Here is a 17945-nt window from a genome sequence, read left to right as displayed (position 1 = left end):
GCCGGGCCGCGATGGGCCAGGGCTACATCGCCACCCGCCGCGAGACGGTCGTGTCGGTGTTCGAGCGCGCGCGGGCGCGGGGGGAGCTGGCCCCGGAGGCCGACGTGGACCTGTTGTGGCAGCTCGCCTCGGCGACGATCTTCTTCCGTGAGTTCGTCAGCGGCGAGAAGGTGGACGACGAGCTGGTGCGGCGCCTGGTCGACAACGTCATCCTGCCCCTCACCCGCGGCTAGCGCGGGGGCCGGGGTTCGCCTGCTTGGTCTGCTCGCGGAAGGCGGCCGGGGACATCGCCACGCGGCGGGTGAACACGCGGGTGAAGTAGGCGTGCTCGGTGTAGCCGACCCGGCGGGCGATCGCGCCGACGGGCAGGTCGGTGTCGGCGAGCATCACCTTCGCGCGGTCCAGGCGGTGCCGGGTGAGGTAGTCGACGGGGGTCTCGCCGGTGACGCCGCGTACCGCCGCGATCAGCGTGTCGCGGGAGACCGACAGCCGCCTCGCCACCTCGCCGATCTTGACGGGGTGCTCCAGGTCCGCGGTGAGCAGGGCGATCGCCCGTTGGCCCAGTTGGGAGGCCGGGGTCCGGGTCGCCGAGGGGCCCTGTCCTGGGCCCACCTCGTGGATCAGGGCGTGGAGCGCGGCGCCCAGCCCTACGTGGTCGGACAGCGAGGTGGCCCGTCCGGTCAGCTCGACCAGGCTCGCCATCGCCGCCTCCACCATCGGCGGGTCGGCCACTCGCACCGGCGCCGCTCCCGCGCCCAGGTAGCCGAGGCTCTCGTAGCCGCCGGCGCCCGGACCCTCGAACAGGATCCAGTGTTCGTCCCAGGTGCCGTCCGAGGGTCCGTAGGTGTGCGGGACGCCGGGTGGGAGCCAGAAGAAGGTGCCGGGTCCGACCGGGTGCCGGCCGGGGCGGTCGTGCAGGGCGACGTGGCCGGCGCCCGCGAAGACCAGGACTCCGGCGTACTCCGTCAGGGTCTTCCTGGTGCAGGAGCGGTCCTGGCCGCGGATGGTTCCGGCGCCGGTGACGGCGAGGCCGAGGGTCCGTACGCCCTCGGGCGGCGTCCGGTAGTGGGCGATCTGTCCCGACATATCCGCCGCCCCCCGACAAAAGTGCAAAAGTCTCCGAAATCACTGCATATCATGGCGGCTCTTGGCGGCCTGAGCATGGGGGTCATGTCCACCATCGAGGCTTCGGCCGCTTCGACAGATGTCCTCACCTCCAACGGGCACCGGCTCGATCCCAGCCCCCGGCGGCTCGGCCGGCTTGAGCCCGTCCCCGACGCCGAGCGCCACGACCGGGCCGCGCTGCGGCGCCGGCTGGCTCGCGACGGCTTCCTCTTCCTGCCCGGGTTCCTCGACCGCGCGGAGATCCTGGAGTTCCGCCGCTACTACTTCGCCGCCCTGGAAGGGACCGGCGTCACCGCGCCGGGCAGCGACCCCCTGCTCGGCAGAGCCGCGTACGGCGGGCTCGACCGCGAGGCGATGCGCCGGGCGCTCTTTCGCGACATCGTCCCCGGCCCCGAGTACGAGGCGCTGTGCCGCCACCCCAGGATCGCCGGCTTCTACCGGTGGCTGCTGGAGGCCGAGGAGGTGCACCTGCACCGCAGGAAGCTGATCCGGCACGTCGGACCCGGCGAGTCGGGCGTCGGCACCGCCACCCAGGCCCACTACGACCTGGTCTACCTGCGCGAGGGCACCGGCAGGGTGCTGTCCTCGTGGATCCCGCTCGGCGACTGCCCGATCGCGCGCGGGCCGCTCATCTACCTGGAGGGCAGCCACCACCGCGTCCTGGCGGAGGAGGCCGCGGGCACGCTCCGGCGCCCCGCCGCCTCGATCACCGCGGACCTGCCCGCGCTGGCCGAGGAGTACGACGCCCGCTGGCTGGTCACCGGTTTCCGGGCCGGCGACATGGTGGTGCACAACGCGTACGTCATCCACGCCTCCCTCGACAACGCCGACCCGGAGGGGCTGGTGCGCCTGTCCACCGACATCCGCTACCAGTCGGCCACCGAGGTCATCGACCCGCGCTGGCAGAACCACTGGGCCTGGGACGACGGGCTGTAGGGGGCCCGTTCCGCGCGGTGGAACGGGGTGGAACGCCTCTCCGGTGATACCGACCGAAAGGCATTCTCTTCATGTCACGAACACCACGCTGGGTCGCCTGCGCGGCGGCCCTGCTCACCGTGGCGGCGCTGGGCGCGGCACCGGCCGGGGCGGCGGCAGCCGTACCGGCGGACACTCTGACCTGGGGCGCCACCCCCATCGCGCTGGGCGACGGCGCCTCCACGAGCAGCACCACGCCGCGTCAGGTGGCGGGCGGCCACGACTTCACCGACCTGGCGCACGGCGTCAGCCACAGCGCCGCGCTCCGCACCGACGGCACCGTCTGGACGTGGGGCGCCGACTGGGACGGGCAGCTCGGCAACGGGGCCGGCACCGTCCACGCGACGGTTCCCGCGCAGGTGCCGGGCCTCGCGCAGGTGCGGCAGGTCGCCACCAAGGCCGGTCACACGCTGGCGCTGCGCGCCGACGGCGAGGTGTACGGCTGGGGCCTCAACACCGCGGGCCAGCTCGGCGACGACACCCGAACGCGGCGCGAGACGCCGGTCCAGGTCAAGGGCCTCACCTTCATGAGCCAGATCGCGACCGGCAACGCGCACAGCCTGTTCCTCGGCTTCGGCAACGTCTACGCCACCGGGTCCAACAGCGTGGGCCAGCTCGGCGACGGCACGACCACGACCCGGCTGCGCCCGGTGTCGACCGTCACCCCGGCGGGCCTGCCGCTCGGCGGCTTCACCCAGATCGCCGCGGGCGGCTTCGGGCACAGCATGGCGTTGCGCAGCGACGGCACGGTCTGGACCTGGGGCAACAACGAGAAGGGCCAGCTCGGCGACGGCACCACCGTCAACAGGCTCACCCCGGTCCGCGTGAACGGGCTGAACGGCGTGGTCCGCATCGCCGCCGGGCTCTCGCACAGCCTGGCGTTGCGCGACGACGGCTCGGTCTGGACCTGGGGCGAGAACCAGATGGGCCAGCTCGGCGACGGCACCGCCGTCAACCGCTCCACGCCGGTACGGGTGAGCGGCCTGAGCGGTGTCACCAGGATCGACGGCGGCGGCGCCATGAGCATGGCCGCCCGCGCCGACGGCACCGCCTGGACCTGGGGGTACAACTTCAGCGGCGAGCTGGGCGACGGCACCACCGTCAACCGGTCCACGCCGGTCCAGGTGCCGGGTCTGTCGGGCGTCGTCGAGGTGGCGGCCGGTTCCGGCGCCCAGAACGGCGCCGTCTCCGCCCCCGGCGCGACACCCGACTTCACGATCACCAGCCCGTACCACCCGAGCGGGAGGTACGACGCCGGACACCGCTTCGCCGTCGGCGCGCTGGTGGCGACGGGCGCGCTCAACGGCTCCAACCAGGTCGTCAACCTCACCGCGAGCGTCAGCCCGCCGGCCCCCGGCATCCGGATCACCCCCAATCCGTCCGCCCTGGTCGCGGGGACGACCTCGACGGTGCAGATCGTGGTCGAGGCCGGCGTCCCGCCCGGGGTCTACACCCTGACCTTCACCGGTACGGCCGGCGCCGCCGTACACACGACCGCCTTCTCGTTCACGCTGGTCCCGGCCCCGCCCCCCGACCCGGAGCCGGAACCCGAGCCGGAGCCGGAGGAGCCGCCCTGCCACCCCAAGCTGGGCTGTCCGTGAGGCCCGGGGAGAGCTAGCCGGCGGTGGCCCTGGCGGCTCGTTCGATCACGCGGGTGACCGTCCTGGGGTCCGTCATCAGCCCGACGTGTCCGGCGTCGAACTCGATGATCGTGGCCCCGGCCTTCTTGGCCATCGCCCGCTGGGCGTTCGGCGGGATGATCCGGTCCTTGGTGCCGATCAGGCTCCAGGACGGGATCGTCCGCCAGGCGGGGGTGCCCGAAGGCTCGTCGATGCCGAGCGTGGCCGGTCGCTGGGTGGCCGCCACGACCGCCTTCTCCTCGCTGCTCAGCCCGAGCCCGAACGAGGTCATGACGACCGACTTCTTGAGGTAGAGGTCGGTCTGGAGGGTGGGCGGGAGGTTCGGCACGAGGTCGAAGACCGTGGCCGGGTCCGCGGCGAGTGCGGAGTCCGGGCCCGCCAGGCCGAGCGCGGACTCGCCGGCGTCGGGCGCGAAGGCGTTGACGTAGACGAGCGCCTTGACGTTCGGGTTGCCGGTGGCCGCGTTCGTGATGACGGCGCCGCCGTAGGAGTGGCCGACGAGGACGATCGGTCCGCTCAGCGTTCCCAGGAAGTCCTTGACCGACTTGGCGTCACCGGACAGCGTCCGCAGGTGGTTGGGGACGGCCCGGACCGTGTAGCCGTCGTAGTGGAGCTTCTTGATGACGCCGTTCCAGCTTGAGGCGTCCGCCCAGGCGCCGTGCACGAGGACGACGGTCGGCTTCGTCCCGCCCTCCTGGGCGACGGCGCCGCCGGCCGGGAAGAGGGCCACCACGCCGAGGGTGGCTGCGGCGAGGAGGGCGGTCACCTTCAACGGCCGCCTGCGGGTACGGGTGAAGCGAGTGTTCATGAGTCTGTCCTGTTCCACGTGAGGGACGGCTCGCCCGCGGAGCCGGAGCCGGGTGTGCTCCCGGCCCATATGTACGACAGGGCAGCGGGTCCGCCACGTGACAGCAGAGGTTCAGGGACGGTCGTGGCCCTGATCGGGCAGCGCCTCGGCGAGCTGGTGGCGGTTGGTGATGGAGAGCTTGGCGAACACCTTGCCCAGGTGGTACTCGACGGTGCGCGGGCTGAGGAACAGCCGGGCGGCGATCTCCGGGTTCGACAGGCCCGTCCTGGCCAGCCGGGCGATCTGGCCCTCCTGCGGGGTGAGCCCGTCGGCGACGGCGGCGCTGCGCCTGCGGACGGTCTCGCCGGTGGCCTGCAGCTCGCGGCGGGCACGCTCGGCGAACGCCTTGGCGCCGAAGCCCTGCAACATCTCGTACGCGGTGCGCAGGTGCTCGCGGGCGTCGACGCGGCGGCTCTCCCGGCGCAGCCACTCGCCGTACACCAGGTGGGCGCGGGCCAGGTGGACGCCGGCCCGGCAGCGTCCCAGGCGCTCGATGGCCTCCCGGTACAGCAGGTCGGCGGCCTCGCCGTACGCCAGCAGGGCCTTTGACCAGGCCAGCAGGCCGAGCGCCCAGTCCGTGCCGCTGGCGGTGGCACGTTCCTCGATCCGGCGCAGCGCGGCCGCGGCCACCTCGGCGGCGTTGCAACGGACCGCGGCCTCGACCAGCTCGACGAGGGCGAACCCGAAGACGCCCAGGTCGTCGTGCTCGCACGCCCGCTCCACGCAGGCGAGGGCCTCCTGGTACTGGCCGAAGCCGTTGTACAGCACGGCCTCCATGTAGTTGCGCACGCCGATCGCCCGGCCCTCGCCCCAGCTGCTGGCCATCTCGCCGCCGGTTTCGAGCATCGCCAGCGCCTCGATCTCGCCTGACCACACGAGGTGCAGGGCCGTGGCGTACAGGAGGAGCGAGTTGCCGGTCACCTTCAGGATCGCGTTGGATTCCTCGATGTACCCGACGGCCGCGTCGAACTCGCCGGCGTACACGTGCTCGGCGGCGCGGTAGGTGAGGGCGTGCGGCAGGAAGTTGAGCGCGCCGGCCTCGCGGGCCGTCCGGATCGCGTGGGTGGTCAGCTCGTGCCAGGTCTCGTCGTCCCACAGGTCCCCGGCGATCAGCCAGGTCAGCCACAGCCAGCGCATGACGTCGTCACCGCTCGCCCCGGCCTCCTGCCGGAACGCCCGCAGCACGCGCTTCAGCCGCGGCGCGCCCGCGACGTGGCCCTCGGCGAACCGTTCCACCAGGCCGTCGAGGAGCCCGTCGACCAGCCGCGGCGGCATCGGTCCCGGGGGCGCGGAACGGGCGGCCTCCGCCACCTTCCGCAGCGCGTCGGGCCCGCCCAGCCTGCCCGAGTGGACCGCCGATCCGATGGCTTCGAGGTACGCCTCGCGCGCCTGCCCCTGGTCGGCGGTTTCGAGCTGACCGGCGGCCTCCAGCAGCAGCGGCACCGCCTCGCCGCCGCGCCTGCGGGCGAAGACGATCTGGGCGCGCAGCCTGGTCAGCCGCCCGCGCTGGAGGTCGTCCAGGGGGCCCAGCCGCGCGTCGGCCAGGAGGTCGAGCGCGGCGTCGGGCGCTCCGGCCTCGAAGGTGGCCTGCGCCGCGGCCAGCACCCTGGACACACGGCCGGCCGGATCGGGCGTCAGCTCGGCCGCCCGCCGCAGGAACGCCGCCGCCGCCGCGAGGCCGCCGCGCGCCTGGGCCCGGCCGGCGGAGCGCTCCAGCTCGCCGGCGACGGCCTCGTCGGGTTCGACCGCCGCGTGGGCACGGTGCCAGGCGCGGCGGTCGGGGTCGGAGCCCGGATCGGTCGCCTCGGCCAGCGCGCGATGCACGTCCCGGCGGTCCTTCCGGTCCGCCGCCCGGTAGACCGCGGAACGCACCAGCGGATGGCGGAAGCGCGTACGGGGATCGAACTCGATGAGCCCCGCGGCCTCGGCCGCCGCCGCGGCGTCCGCACCGATGCCGAGCAGTTCGGCCGCCCGCCACAGCAGGGCGGCGTTCCCGACCGGCTCGGCCGCCGCGGCCAGCAGCAGCCGTTGGGCCGGGGCGGTCAGCCGCTCGATGCGCCGCAGGAAGCTCTGCTCGATCTGGCTGGCCAGCGGTCGCGCGTCGGGGCGGCCGAACCCGCCGGCCAGTTCCGCCACGGTCAGCCCGCGCGGCATCTCCAGCAGGGCCAGCGGGTTGCCGTCGGTCTCGGCGACGATCTGGTCCCTGACCCGCTCGTCCAGCCGCCCGGGAACCACCGAGTCGAGCAGCGCGCGCGCATCGTCGTCGCGCAGCCCGCCGATCACGAGCTCGGGCAGCCCGCGCAGGTCGTCGGCGTTCCCCTGCGCCGAGGTGCGCACCGCGAACACCAGCGCGACCCGCTCCGCGAGCAACCGGCGCGCGACGAAGGCCAGCGTCTGGGCGGAGGCCTGGTCGAGCCACTGCGCGTCGTCCACGACGCAGACGAGCGGGCGTTCCTCCGCCGCTCCGGCCAGCAGGCTGAGCACCGCCAGCCCGACCAGGAACCGGTCCGGCGCCCTGCCCGCGCTGAGGCCGAGCGCGACGGAGAGCGCGTCGCGCTGCGGGCCGTCGAGGTGGCCGACACGTTCGATCATCGGCAGGCACAGTTGGTGCAGCCCGGCGAAGGCCAGCTCCATCTCCGACTCGGTTCCGGAGGCCCGCAGGATCAGGCATCCCGTCGCGCCGGCCACCAGGTGGTCCATCAGCGCGGACTTGCCGACCCCCGCCTCGCCGCGCAGCACGAGCACCTGGCTCTGGCCCGCCGTGGCGTTCTGGAGGAGCCGTTCCAGCGTCTGGCTCTCGTCCCGTCTGCCACGCAGCTCACGACGCGGAGCATCGCTCGACATTCACCACCACCGCGCCGTCCTGATCAATTGGATCGCCCAATTATGCATGGAATGGGCGCTTTGCGGGCGTACTCGGGAGCCGACCGGGGTCTCCCCGATGCGACCGCGTCCGCCGCCCGGCCACAGTCTGGTGGAGATCCCTCGTCGCAAAGGACTCCCATGCACGACGACACCCCCTCCGCACGTCAGAGCCGTCGCGCCACCACCGCCTCGTTCGTCGGCACGGCGCTGGAATGGTATGACTTCTTCATCTACGGCACCGCCGCCGCCCTCGGCGTCGGGGCCAGCGCGCTGGGGATCTCCGCGGCCTACTTCACCAACACGTTCCTCGTGGCATGGGCCACCACCGGCCTCGGCGTCCCCCGCCAGCCGCTCCTGATCACCGTCGCCCTCGCGCTCAGCGTGGTCACCGGGGCGTCGTACTTCGCGTTGCTCGCCGGATTCCTCGCCCAGGTGTTCCCCGTGCGGGTCCGCTACACCGGCATCTCCGTCTCCTACCAGCTCTGCGGCACGATCATCGGCGGTTCCACCCCGCTGATCGCCCAGTGGCTGCTGACGGCCGGCGGCGGCGGCCACTGGCCGGTCGTGGGGCACTACGTCGCCCTGCTCGTCCTCACGCTCGGCTGCGTGCTCGCGCTGGCCCGCCGCACCACGCCGGAGCGGCACCGCGCCGAAAGGCCCGCCGCGCTGGTCAGCTCGTGAGCGGAGGGGCGTGACCGTTGTCGGGCAGCGCCTGGGCGAGCTGGTGGCGGTTGGTGATGGCGAGCTTGCTGAACACCTTGCCCAGGTGGTACTCGACCGTGCGCGGGCTGAGGAACAACTGGGCGGCGATCTCCGGGTTCGACAGGCCCGCCTTGGCCAGGTCGGCGATCTGGCGTTCCTGCGGGGTGAGCGGTTCCGGCGCGTCGGCGGCGCCCTGGCTGACCGCCTCACCGGTGGCCTCCAGTTCGAGGCGGGCGCGTTCCGCGAACGCCTTGGCGCCGAAGCCCCGCAGCATCTCGTGGGCGGTGCGCAGGTGCTCGCGCGCCTCCGGACGCCGCCTCCCCCGGCGCAGCCACTCGCCGTAGACGAGGTGGGTACGCGCGAGGTGTACGGCGGAGCGGCTGCGCTGGAGGTGCGCGATGGCCTCGCGGTAGAGCGGCTCCGCGGCCTTGCCCTCGGTCAGCAACGCCCTCGACCTGGCCAGCAGGCCGAGGGCCCAGTCGGTGCCGCTGGCGGTGGCACGGGCCTCGATCTGCCGCAGCGCGTCCGCGGCCGCCTCGGGCGCGTCGGCGTAGGCGGCCGCCTCGGCCAGTTCGAGCAGGGCGTAGCCGTAGACGCCCAGATCGTCGTGCTCGCACGCGCGCCGCGCACTGGACAGGGCGTCCTGGTAGCGGCCGAGGGCGTTGCTCAGCACCGCCTGCATGTAGTGGGTGCCGCCGATCGCCCGGCCCTCGTGCCAGGTGCTCGCCCAGTCGGCGGCGTCTTCGAGCAGCGCCATCGCCTGCTCCTCGCCGCGCCAGGCGATGAGCAGCGTCGCGGCGAAGCCGAGGGGCGAGTTGCCGGTCACGTTCAGGATCGCGTGGGACTCGTCGACCAGCGCGGCGGCGGCGTCGAACTCGCCGGAGTACACGTGGACCGCCGCCCGGTAGGTGAGCGCCAGGGGCAGGAAGTTGAGCGCGCCGATCCCCCGGGCCGTCCTGAGCGCGTGCGTGGTCAGGACGTACCACGTCTCGTCGTCCCAGAGGTCCGCGGCGACCAGGAAGGTCAGCCAGAGCCAGCGCATGTTGTCGTCGCTGTCGCGCCCGGCCTCCTCCCTGAACACCTCCAGCGCGCGCTTCATCAGCGGGGCGCCGTCGAGGTGGCCGTCGGCGAAGCGGGCCACCAGGCCGTCGAAGAGGATGTCGACCGGCAGCGGCGTCCGCGGCACCGCCGGAATGGCCCGCGCGGCCTCGGCCACCTCCCGCACCGCGCCGGGCTCACCCAGCCTGCCGAAGAAGACCGCCGATCCGATGGCGTCGAGGTAGGTCTCCCGCGCCTGCCCGGCATCGACGCGGGCCAGCCGTCCGGCGGCGTCGAGCAGCGGCGCCAGGGCGTCTCCGCCGCGCCTGCGCGCGAAGACGATCTGGGCGCGGAGCCTGGCCAGCCGCCCGCTCTGGAGCTCGTCGAGCGGACCGGTTTCGGCGGACAGGAGCAGTTCGAGCGCCAGGTCCGGCGTCCCGGCCTCGAAGGCGGCCTGCGCCGCCGCCAGGGCCCTGGCCACGCGGCCGGCCGGATCGGGCGTCAGCTCGGCCGCCCGCCGCAGGAACGCCGCCGCCGCGGCCAGGCCGCCCCGCGCCTGGGCCCGCCCCGCCATGTGCTCCAGTTCCCCGGCCACGGCCTCGTCGGGCTCGCTCGTCGAGTGGGCGCGGTGCCAGGCTCGCCGGTCGGGGTCGGACGCCGGGTCGGTCGCCTCGGCCAGCGCCCCGTGCGCCGCGCGCCGCTCCGCCTGCGACGCCGCCGAGTAGACGGCCGAGCGCACCAGCGGATGCCGGAACCGCGCCCGCATCGCGAACTCCAGCAGCCCGTCGGCCCGCGCCGGCTCCGCCGCGGCGGCGGGCACCCCGAGCCCCGCCGCCGCCCGCCAGATCAGCACCGGGTCGCCGGTGGGCTCGACCGCCGCGACCAGCATCAGCTTGCGCGTCTCGGCCGGGAGCGACGCCAGCCTGCGCAGGAAACCCTCCTCGATCCGCGCGGGCACCGCCTGCGCCTCCAGCCCGAACCCGCCCGCGAGCTGCGTGGGACTCAGCCCGCGCGGCAGCTCCAGCAGGGCCAGCGGGTTGCAGTTCGTCTCGGCCAGGATCCGGTCGCGCACCTGCTCGTCGAGCCGGAAGGGGACCACCGAGCGCAGCAGCGTGTACGCCTCCCGCTCCGGCAGCCCGCGCACCTCCAGGTCGGCCAGGCCGTGGAACTGCTTGCCCGGCTCGCGGGCCGCGAAGATGATCCCCACCCGCTCGGCCAGCAGCCGCCGTGCCACGAACGTCATCACCTGGGCCGACGACTGGTCCAGCCAGTGGGCGTCGTCGATGACGCACAGGAGCGCGCGTTCCTCCGCGGTCTCGGCCAGCAGGGTCAGCACCGCCAGCCCGACCAGGAACCGGTCCGGCGGCTCGCCCTTGCGCAGCCCGAACGCGACCGCCAGCGCCTCGTGCTGCGGGTCCGGCAGGCTCTCGATCCGGTCCAGCAGCGGCGCGCAGAGCAGGTGCAGGCCGGCGAAGGCCAGCTCCATCTCCGACTCCGCGCCCGTGCCGCGGACCACCCGCATGTCCTCGGCCTGCCCCATGGTGTGCCGCAGCAGGGCGGACTTGCCCACTCCCGCCTCGCCCCGCAGCACCAGGGCCCGCCCGCGTCCTGACCGCACGTCGCCGAGCAGGCCGTCGAGCTCGGCCCGCTCACGCTGCCTGTTCAGCAGCGGCATGCGACCGGTCAGCGTCCTCATCCCGTTCACGCCCCCGTTCGCGTGCCAATCCGTCGGCGCGGCCATGTACGCAGCCGTCGGGCGCGTGGACAGGATGTCACTCCTTCCCTTACTCGATCAAGACCCGCCGGCGACAGGCCATCCTTGCGGAGCGGCCGGTCAGAGGCCGGTTACAGGCCGTACTCCTCCAGCAGCCGCAGCCACACCTCGCTGATCGTGGGGAAGGACGGCACCGCGTGCCAGAGCCGTTCGAGAGGCACCTCCGATGTGACGGCGACGGTCGCCGAATGCACTAGCTCCGCCACCCCCGGCCCGACGAACGTGGCCCCGAGCAGCACCTGGCGGTCCTCGTCGACGACCGCCTTCGCGCGGCCCCGGTACGCGGGCTCGCGCACGTAGGCGCCGGAGACCGCCCCGAGGTCGTACTCCACCACGCGGACGTGGTGACCGCGCTTGCGCGCCGCCGCCTCGGTCAGGCCGACGGCGCCGACCTGCGGGTCGGTGAAGATCACCTGCGGCGGGCCGTACGCGGAGGCCACGTCGCGCATGGCGGGCAGGTCGTCCGGCTCACCCTTGGCACGGGCGGCGATCACGTCGCCGCAGACGCGGCCCTGGTACTTGCCCATGTGCGTCAGCCGGGTACGGTCGCCCACGTCGCTGACCGCGTAGAGCCAGCCACCCTCGACACCGGTGGCGCGCATGCTGTCGTCCACCTGGACCGGTGCGCCCGGCTTCAGCCCGACGGTGTCCACGCCGAGGTCCGCGCTGGCGGCGACGCGGCCGGTGGCGACCACCAGCTCGTCGGCCACGATCGGCGGCACGTCGGCCAGGTGGACGGTCACCTCGCCGTTGCCGACCCGCCGCTCGACGCGGGTCACCCCCACCCCGGTACGCAGGTCGATCCCGCCGGCGGCGAAGGAGTCGGCCACGAGCCGCCCGGCGAAGGGCTCCATGTTGCCCAGCGGCGCCCGGCCGCGTACCAGCACGACGGTCTGCTCGGCGCCGAGGCCGTGCAGGAGCTGAGCGATCTCGCAGGCGACGGGCCCGCCGCCGAGGACGGCCACGCGACGCGGCACGGAGCGGACCGCCGTGGCCTCGTGGCTGGTCCAGGGCCGCGCCTCGGCCAGGCCGGGGATGGCGGGGACCAGCGCCCGCGACCCGGTGGCCAGCACGACGGCGTGGCGGGCGGTGAGCCGGGCCGTGCCGCCGCCGGTCAGGTCGACGTCCACCTGTTTCGGGCCGGCCAGCCGGCCGCGCCCGCGGAACAACTGGGCGGGAACCTCCTTGAGCGCCACGGCGGCCCGCGAGTCGTCCAGGTGGGAGACGATCTGGTCCCGCCAGGCGAGCACGGCGCCGGTGTCGACCGGGACGGGCGCGAGGCCGGGCGTCCTGGCCGCCTCCGCGGCCAGCTCGACCGGCCTGAGCAGGGTCTTGCTCGGGACGCAGGCGAAATAGGAGCATTCGCCGCCGACCAGGCTCTCCTCCACGATCGCGACGTCCATTCCGCCTCGCGCGGCGCGGGCGGCGACGTTCTCCCCGGCCGGTCCCGCGCCGATCACGATCACGTCGAACTCTTCACTCATCGGTCTTCTCCTATGCTCGGGCTCGTTCGGTGCTGCCGTGGCCGACCGGCGGCAGGCAGGTCTCAAGCGCGTCGGCGGCGGCGACGAACCCGCCGGTCTCCCGCTGGGCGACCCGCACGCCGTCCGCCGCGGCCAGGAAGCGGGGTTCGTACATCAGCCGGCGGGCCAGCGCGCGCACCCGCCGCACGTCGGCCTCCCTGCGCGAGGCCGACAGGCCCGCGCCGAGCTCGACGACCCTGCGGGCCACGAGCGGCTGGTCGGCGCCGCGCGGGATCAGCAGCATCGGGACCCCTGCGGCCATGGCCTCGTTGACGCTGTTCATCCCGCCGTGGGTGACGAACAGCGCGGCGCGCGACAGCACCTGTAGCTGCGGCACGGTACGGCGGGCGATCACGTTGTCCGGCAGCGGCCCCAGCCCGGCTGGGTCGATCGTCCCGGTGGCGAGGACGACGGCGCCGCCCAGCGGGGCCAGCGCGGTGGCGAGGACACGTGGCAGCCTTCCGCCGCCGTCGTAGTCCGCGCCCAGGGAGGCGTACAGGACGGGGTCGCGCAGCCGCTCGATCGGGAACGCCGGGTCGGGCGGACGGGTGCCGAGGCCGGCGCCGACGAACTGGAACGACCGGCCGAAGGTGTCGGCGCCGGGCTGGAACTCGCGCGGGGTGAAGACCAGGTTGAGCGGCTGGCGCAGGTGCGCGAAGTCCAGCGGCAGCCCGCCGGTGTCGTGCTCGCGGCGCAGCCTCCATCGGGACCGCAGCAGGCCGGCGAGGGCGTGGGGCCTGGCCAGCCACTTCCACGAGACGCGGCTGGGGCTGGGCGCGTAGCGGTTGCCGGCGAAGGTGGTGAAGAGCGACGCCGCCGGTACGCCCAGCTCGCGGGCGGCGAGCGCGCCCCAGAGGCAGGCCGAGTCGTGCACGACGAGGTCGGGCCGGATGCCGCGCAGCTCGGACAGGACGCCGGGCAGCAGGTCCACGGCGGCCCGCGCGAGCCCGTCCAGCATCCTGACCGGCGGACGGGACGGCGTCAGGGCCGACTCGGGGTAGGGGAACACGGTCGCGCCGGTGGCCGCGATCTCCGCGGAGAAGGCGGGCGGGGCGTGGTAGGTGACGGAGTGGCCGCGGCGGACCAGCTCGGCCACCACCGGCACGGTCGGGTCGACGCGGCCGTGGATCGGGACGTTCAGAAACGCGATGGTGCTCATCTCCGGCCGCCATGGCCCGCGGCGTGCGATGTCCTTCCCCCGACTCTCATGTTCTCGCCCTTCTCACCACGACGCCGAATCGGATGTCTTCGCCAGCTATGACCGGGCGGCCGGTGCGGGTGTGACACCTTCCACGGCTCGACGGCGGTCACGGGCACGCAGGACGGCCTTGACGATCTCGCCGATCCACAGGATCACCGAGCCGACGGCCAGGCAGGTCAGCCACTGTCCCGGGGTCAGGTCGGTGGTGGAGAAGAAGCCGTGCAGCACGTCCAGCTCGACGATGAGCACGAGCAGGGCGAGCACCGCGCCGACCGCGAGCAGCGGGTGCGCGTTGCGCAGGCTGTCGAGGTGGAACAGGCTGCGGGTGGGGTGGCGCACGGTCACCAGGTTGAACGCCTGGAAGAAGACGAACGTGACCAGCCCCATCGTGCCCGCCACCCCGGCCTGGCCCGCCCCGCTGGGCGCCCAGGCGAGCACCGCGGCGGTGCAGGTCGCCATGATGGTGCTGGTCAGCACGATGCGGATGAGCCGCTCCCGGGTGAGGATGGGCTCGCGCACGGGCCGCGGCGGGCGGTTCATGGCGTCCGGGCTGACCGGGTCGACGCCGAGCGACATCGCGGGCGGGCCGTCCATGACGAGGTTCACGAAGAGGATCTGCAGGGCGGTGAACGGCGCGCCGCCCGCGATCCCGGTCACCGACGTGATCAGGAATGTGAGCACGAAGCCGAGCGCGGTGGAGACCTGGAAGCGGGTGAACTTGACCAGGTTGTCGTAGACGCCCCGCCCCTCGCGTACGGCCCGCACGATCGTGGCGAAGTTGTCGTCGGTGAGCACCATGGTCGCCGCTTCCTTGGTGACCTCGGTCCCGGTCACGCCCATGGCCACGCCGATGTCGGCCCGGCGCAGCGCGGGCGCGTCGTTGACCCCGTCGCCGGTCATCGCGACGACGTCGCCGCGCGCCTGCAGGGCCTGGACGATGCGGAGCTTGTGCTCGGGCGAGACCCGGGCGACGACGCCGATGCCGTCCAGGCGGCGGGCGAGTTCGGCGTCGCCGGTGATCCGGTCGAGTTCCGCGCCGGTGCTGGTCTCGCCGGGGATGCCGAGGTCGCGGGCGATGGCCGCGGCCGTCACCGCGTGGTCGCCGGTGATCATGCGCACCCGGATGCCCGCGTCGTGGCACTGCTCGACGGCCTGGCGGGCCTCGGGCCGCGGCGGGTCGACGATGCCGGTCAGCGCCATCAGGACGAGGCGGTCCAGCGTCGGCTTCATGTCGGCGCCCGGTTCGAGGCCGTCGGCCGGGAAGTCCTGGCGGGCGACGGCCAGCACCCTGCGGCCCTGCTCGGCGAATTCCGCGTTCGTCTCCTCGTAGCCGCGCCTGGCCTCGGGGGTGATCTCGGCGACGCCGTCCGGGCCGAGGTAGTGGGTGGCCCTGGTGACCAGGACGTCCGGCGCGCCCTTGACGAAGCAGCGCACGATCGGGCGGCCGTCGTCGTCGGTCCAGTCGTGGAAGGTGGCCATGAACTTGTGGTCGGCGTCGAACGGGATCTCGGCCCGGCGCGGGTTGCGCCGCCGCAGCTCCGTGACGTCGAGGCCGCCCTTCTCCGCGAGCACGATCAGCGCGGCCTCGGTGGGGTCGCCGACCACGTCCCCGTCGCGGAGCACGGCGTCCGTGCACAGGGCCATCGCGGTCAGCGCCTGGTCCAGGGTCGGCGGCGGCGGACGCCCGTCGGTGGACAGGATCCGCCCGGCGGTGTCGTAGCCGGAGCCGGAGACCGTGAAGCGGCGGCCCACGAGGGCGAGTTCCCTCGCGGTCATCTGGTTCAGGGTCAGCGTGCCGGTCTTGTCGGTGCAGATCTGCGAGGTGCTGCCGAGGGTCTCGACCGACGACAGCCGCTTAACGATGGCGCCGCGGCGGGTGAGCCGTTCCGTGCCCATGGCCAGGGTGAAGGCCACCACGGCGGGAAGCCCCTCGGGGATGGCGGCCACGGCCAGCGAGACGGCGGTGACGAACAGCACGTCCGGCTCCTGGCCGCGCACCAGCCCGAGCACGATCACGACGGCCACCACGACGGCGGAGATGAGCGCGAGCGTCCGGCTGAGCACGTTGATCTGCCGCTGGAGCGGCGTCGGCGCGGGCTTGGCCGCGGCGATCAGGTCGGCGATCCGGCCGGTCTCGGTCCCCATGCCGGTCGCGGTGACCAGCATCTCGCCCCTGCCTCGGGTGACCGAGGTGTTCATGAACAACACGTTCGACCGGTCGGCCAGCGGCGCGTCCTCCTCGACCTCGGCGGTGGCGGACTTGACCGCCGGCTGCGCCTCCCCGGTCAGCTCCGACTCGCGCACCTCCAGCGAGGCGGCCGACAGAAGTCTGCCGTCCGCCGGCACCCGGTCGCCGGCCTCGACGACGACCACGTCGCCGGGCACGAGTTCCCTGGCGTCCAGGCGGGCGAGCCTGCCCTCCCGCCGGACGGTCGCCGTGGTGACGGTCATCCTGCGCAGCGCCTCCAGCGACGCCTCGGCGCGCGACTCCTGGACGAAGCCGATGGTGGCGTTCAGCAGGACGACCACGGCGATCGCGACCGGCGTCTCCCACTCGTGCGAGATCAGCAGGCTGACCACGGCGGCGATCAGCAGGATCACGATCATCAGGTCCTGGAACTGGCGCAGGAACGCGCGCCAGCGCGGATCCCTGGCCACCTCCGCCAACTGGTTCGGGCCGTGGCGCTCCAGCCGCCGCGCGGCCTCGCCGTCCGGCAGCCCCTGCTCGGGGACCGCCTCCAGCCTGGCGACCACCTCGCCCACCGGCAGCGCGTGCCACGGCGTCAGGGCCTGCGCCGGGGGTGTTTCCGCGGCCGTGACGCTGCGGGCCCTCATCGGCCGTCCGCCAGGACGGGTCCCGGGACCCTGGCCGAGGTGCGGGCGTTGTTGAGGGCGATCGTGACCGCGACCGCCAGCACGCAGACGACCGCGATCGCCGCGACCACGCCGTGCACGCCGATCCAGGGCGTGGCGAGCGGCAGCGCCAGTACGGCCAGCGCGCAGGCCGACAACAGGACGGGGTGGATCACGGCCTGCGCCAGGACCCGGGCGTGCACCAGCCAGGTGAGCACCAGGAACACCCCGACGGGGATCGCGACGGCGTACCCGACGGTGAGCGCTCCCGCCACGACGGCGTGGCCGCTCTGCTCGACGGCGACCTCGAGTCCGGCGCCGAGGGCGGCCAGCGCGGCGAACACGCCGAAGTGCCCGTAGCCCCACAGATACGAACGATCCCGGCGGCCCTTGAGTCCCTTGCCCGCCTCCACCAGGAAGTACAGCCACCACAGCGCGAACAGCACCACCAGGCCGGACACCGCGATGATGACGAAGGGGCTGCTGATCGCGCTGGCGTCCAGCGCCGCCGTCACCCCCCGGGAGGCGGCGAGCACGCTCTCACCCAGCAGGATGATCGTGAACAGGCCGTAACGCTCGGCGATGTGGTGCGGATGCCAGGTGGTGGGCTCGGCCCGCTCCGCCCACAGCGGCACCGACAGCTCCAGGGCCGCCAGGAGGACGAAGAGCGGCAACTCGACGCTCATGGGCGCGACGAACGTGTGGAAGAGCCAGCCCACCGTGACGACGGAGATGCCCGTCGCATACCGCAGTCCGGTACGGCGGCGCGCCGGATCCTCCAGCGCGGCCCGCAGCCACAGGACGACCAGGCCGAGCCGCATGATGACGTAGCCCACGGTGACGAAGGTGTAGTCGGCGTGCTCGGCCGCCATCGGGACGCCCGCCGCCAGGACCAGCACGCCGCCCATCTGCACCATGGCCAGCACCCGGTAGCCGACGTCGTCGGTGGCGAACGACGAGGCGAACCAGGTGAAGTTCATCCACGCCCACCAGATCGAGAAGAACACCTGGAGGAACGGGATGATCCCCGCCACCGCGTGCCCCTCGGCGATCTCGTGGGCGAACTGGGCGGTGACGGCCGCGACCGCGACCACGAAGGTGAGATCGAAGAGCAGCTCCAACTGGCTGGCGACCCGGTGGGGTTCGTCGATGGGTCGTGCAAGCATCCGGATCCGGACGCGGATCCTGGCGAGGTCGTCCACCCGTGCTTCTCCGGTCAGTCTTCGGTGTCGGGCGCCGCGCCGAGCACGGCGATGGCCTGCGCGACGGCGCCGCTCGCGGCCGCGGTGGATCGGATGCGGGAGTGGGCCTCGCCCTCGTCGCGCAGCACGTCGTGCTCGTCGCCGATGACGAACGCCCGCGCGAGCTCCCCGGCGGCCGGTTCCAGGATGTGTCCGTTCAT

General features: G+C 73.7%; 13 protein-coding genes. 4 read left to right on the top strand and 9 right to left on the bottom strand.

Annotation, left to right across the window (positions count from 1 at the left end):
• The first annotated feature begins 11 nt into the window (after positions 1-11).
• The gene (locus ACIBEJ_RS24250; RefSeq protein WP_397185062.1) at positions 12-233 is read left to right on the top strand and encodes a TetR-like C-terminal domain-containing protein; all 222 of its coding nucleotides are present in this window, start codon (positions 12-14) and stop codon (positions 231-233) included.
• Here the strand turns inward: ACIBEJ_RS24250 and ACIBEJ_RS24245 are convergent.
• Positions 220-1086, bottom strand: a complete 867-nt coding sequence (locus tag ACIBEJ_RS24245) for an AraC family transcriptional regulator (protein ID WP_397185061.1) — start codon at positions 1084-1086, stop codon at positions 220-222. The genes ACIBEJ_RS24250 and ACIBEJ_RS24245 overlap by 14 nt on opposite strands.
• 84 nt (positions 1087-1170) lie before the next feature.
• On the opposite strand from ACIBEJ_RS24245, the gene ACIBEJ_RS24240 reads away from it, so the two are divergent.
• Complete coding sequence (locus tag ACIBEJ_RS24240) at positions 1171-2061, top strand: phytanoyl-CoA dioxygenase family protein (RefSeq protein WP_397185060.1); 891 nt, start codon at positions 1171-1173, stop codon at positions 2059-2061.
• 71 nt (positions 2062-2132) lie between these two features.
• Positions 2133-3701: an RCC1 domain-containing protein gene (locus tag ACIBEJ_RS24235; RefSeq protein WP_397185059.1), complete on the top strand. Its 1569-nt coding sequence runs from the start codon at positions 2133-2135 to the stop codon at positions 3699-3701.
• 13 nt (positions 3702-3714) lie between these two features.
• On the opposite strand, the gene ACIBEJ_RS24230 is transcribed toward ACIBEJ_RS24235, so the two are convergent.
• Together ACIBEJ_RS24230 and ACIBEJ_RS24225 are read right to left on the bottom strand one after the other, a co-directional pair.
• On the bottom strand, positions 3715-4548 hold the full coding sequence (locus tag ACIBEJ_RS24230; RefSeq protein WP_397185058.1) for an alpha/beta fold hydrolase: 834 nt from the start codon (positions 4546-4548) through the stop codon (positions 3715-3717).
• A 111-nt stretch (positions 4549-4659) separates the two neighbouring features.
• Positions 4660-7431, bottom strand: coding sequence for an AAA family ATPase (locus tag ACIBEJ_RS24225; RefSeq protein ID WP_397185057.1), 2772 nt, complete (start codon positions 7429-7431; stop codon positions 4660-4662).
• 159 nt (positions 7432-7590) lie between these two features.
• On the opposite strand from ACIBEJ_RS24225, the gene ACIBEJ_RS24220 reads away from it, so the two are divergent.
• Complete coding sequence (locus tag ACIBEJ_RS24220; RefSeq protein WP_397185056.1) at positions 7591-8133, top strand: hypothetical protein; 543 nt, start codon at positions 7591-7593, stop codon at positions 8131-8133.
• Here ACIBEJ_RS24220 and ACIBEJ_RS24215 read toward each other — a convergent pair.
• The 6 genes from ACIBEJ_RS24215 to ACIBEJ_RS24190 all read right to left on the bottom strand — a co-directional run bounded on the left by ACIBEJ_RS24215 (position 8123) and on the right by ACIBEJ_RS24190 (position 17945).
• Positions 8123-10888 carry an AAA family ATPase gene (locus ACIBEJ_RS24215; protein ID WP_397185055.1) on the bottom strand — a complete coding sequence of 922 codons (2766 nt, stop codon included), beginning with the start codon at positions 10886-10888 and terminating at the stop codon, positions 8123-8125. The two genes, ACIBEJ_RS24220 and ACIBEJ_RS24215, sit on opposite strands and share 11 nt — an antisense overlap.
• 149 nt (positions 10889-11037) lie before the next feature.
• Positions 11038-12450: a dihydrolipoyl dehydrogenase family protein gene (locus ACIBEJ_RS24210; protein ID WP_397185054.1), complete on the bottom strand. Its 1413-nt coding sequence runs from the start codon at positions 12448-12450 to the stop codon at positions 11038-11040.
• A gap of 10 nt (positions 12451-12460) precedes the next feature.
• Positions 12461-13648, bottom strand: coding sequence for a macrolide family glycosyltransferase (locus ACIBEJ_RS24205; protein WP_397185053.1), 1188 nt, complete (start codon positions 13646-13648; stop codon positions 12461-12463).
• Between the two features lie 96 nt (positions 13649-13744).
• Complete coding sequence (locus tag ACIBEJ_RS24200) at positions 13745-16525, bottom strand: cation-translocating P-type ATPase (protein ID WP_397185052.1); 2781 nt, start codon at positions 16523-16525, stop codon at positions 13745-13747.
• Positions 16522-17745, bottom strand: coding sequence for a low temperature requirement protein A (locus tag ACIBEJ_RS24195; RefSeq protein ID WP_397185051.1), 1224 nt, complete (start codon positions 17743-17745; stop codon positions 16522-16524). Before ACIBEJ_RS24195 ends, ACIBEJ_RS24200 begins: the two co-directional genes overlap by 4 nt.
• Before the next feature lie 14 nt (positions 17746-17759).
• A complete protein-coding gene (locus tag ACIBEJ_RS24190) occupies positions 17760-17945 on the bottom strand; it encodes a hypothetical protein (protein ID WP_397185050.1) in 186 nt (61 codons plus the stop codon).

Source organism: Nonomuraea sp. NPDC050790 (assembly GCF_044456745.1).
In the GTDB taxonomy this organism is placed as follows: Bacteria; Actinomycetota; Actinomycetes; order Streptosporangiales; family Streptosporangiaceae; genus Nonomuraea.
This window is presented reverse-complemented; position numbering and strand designations above follow the sequence as displayed.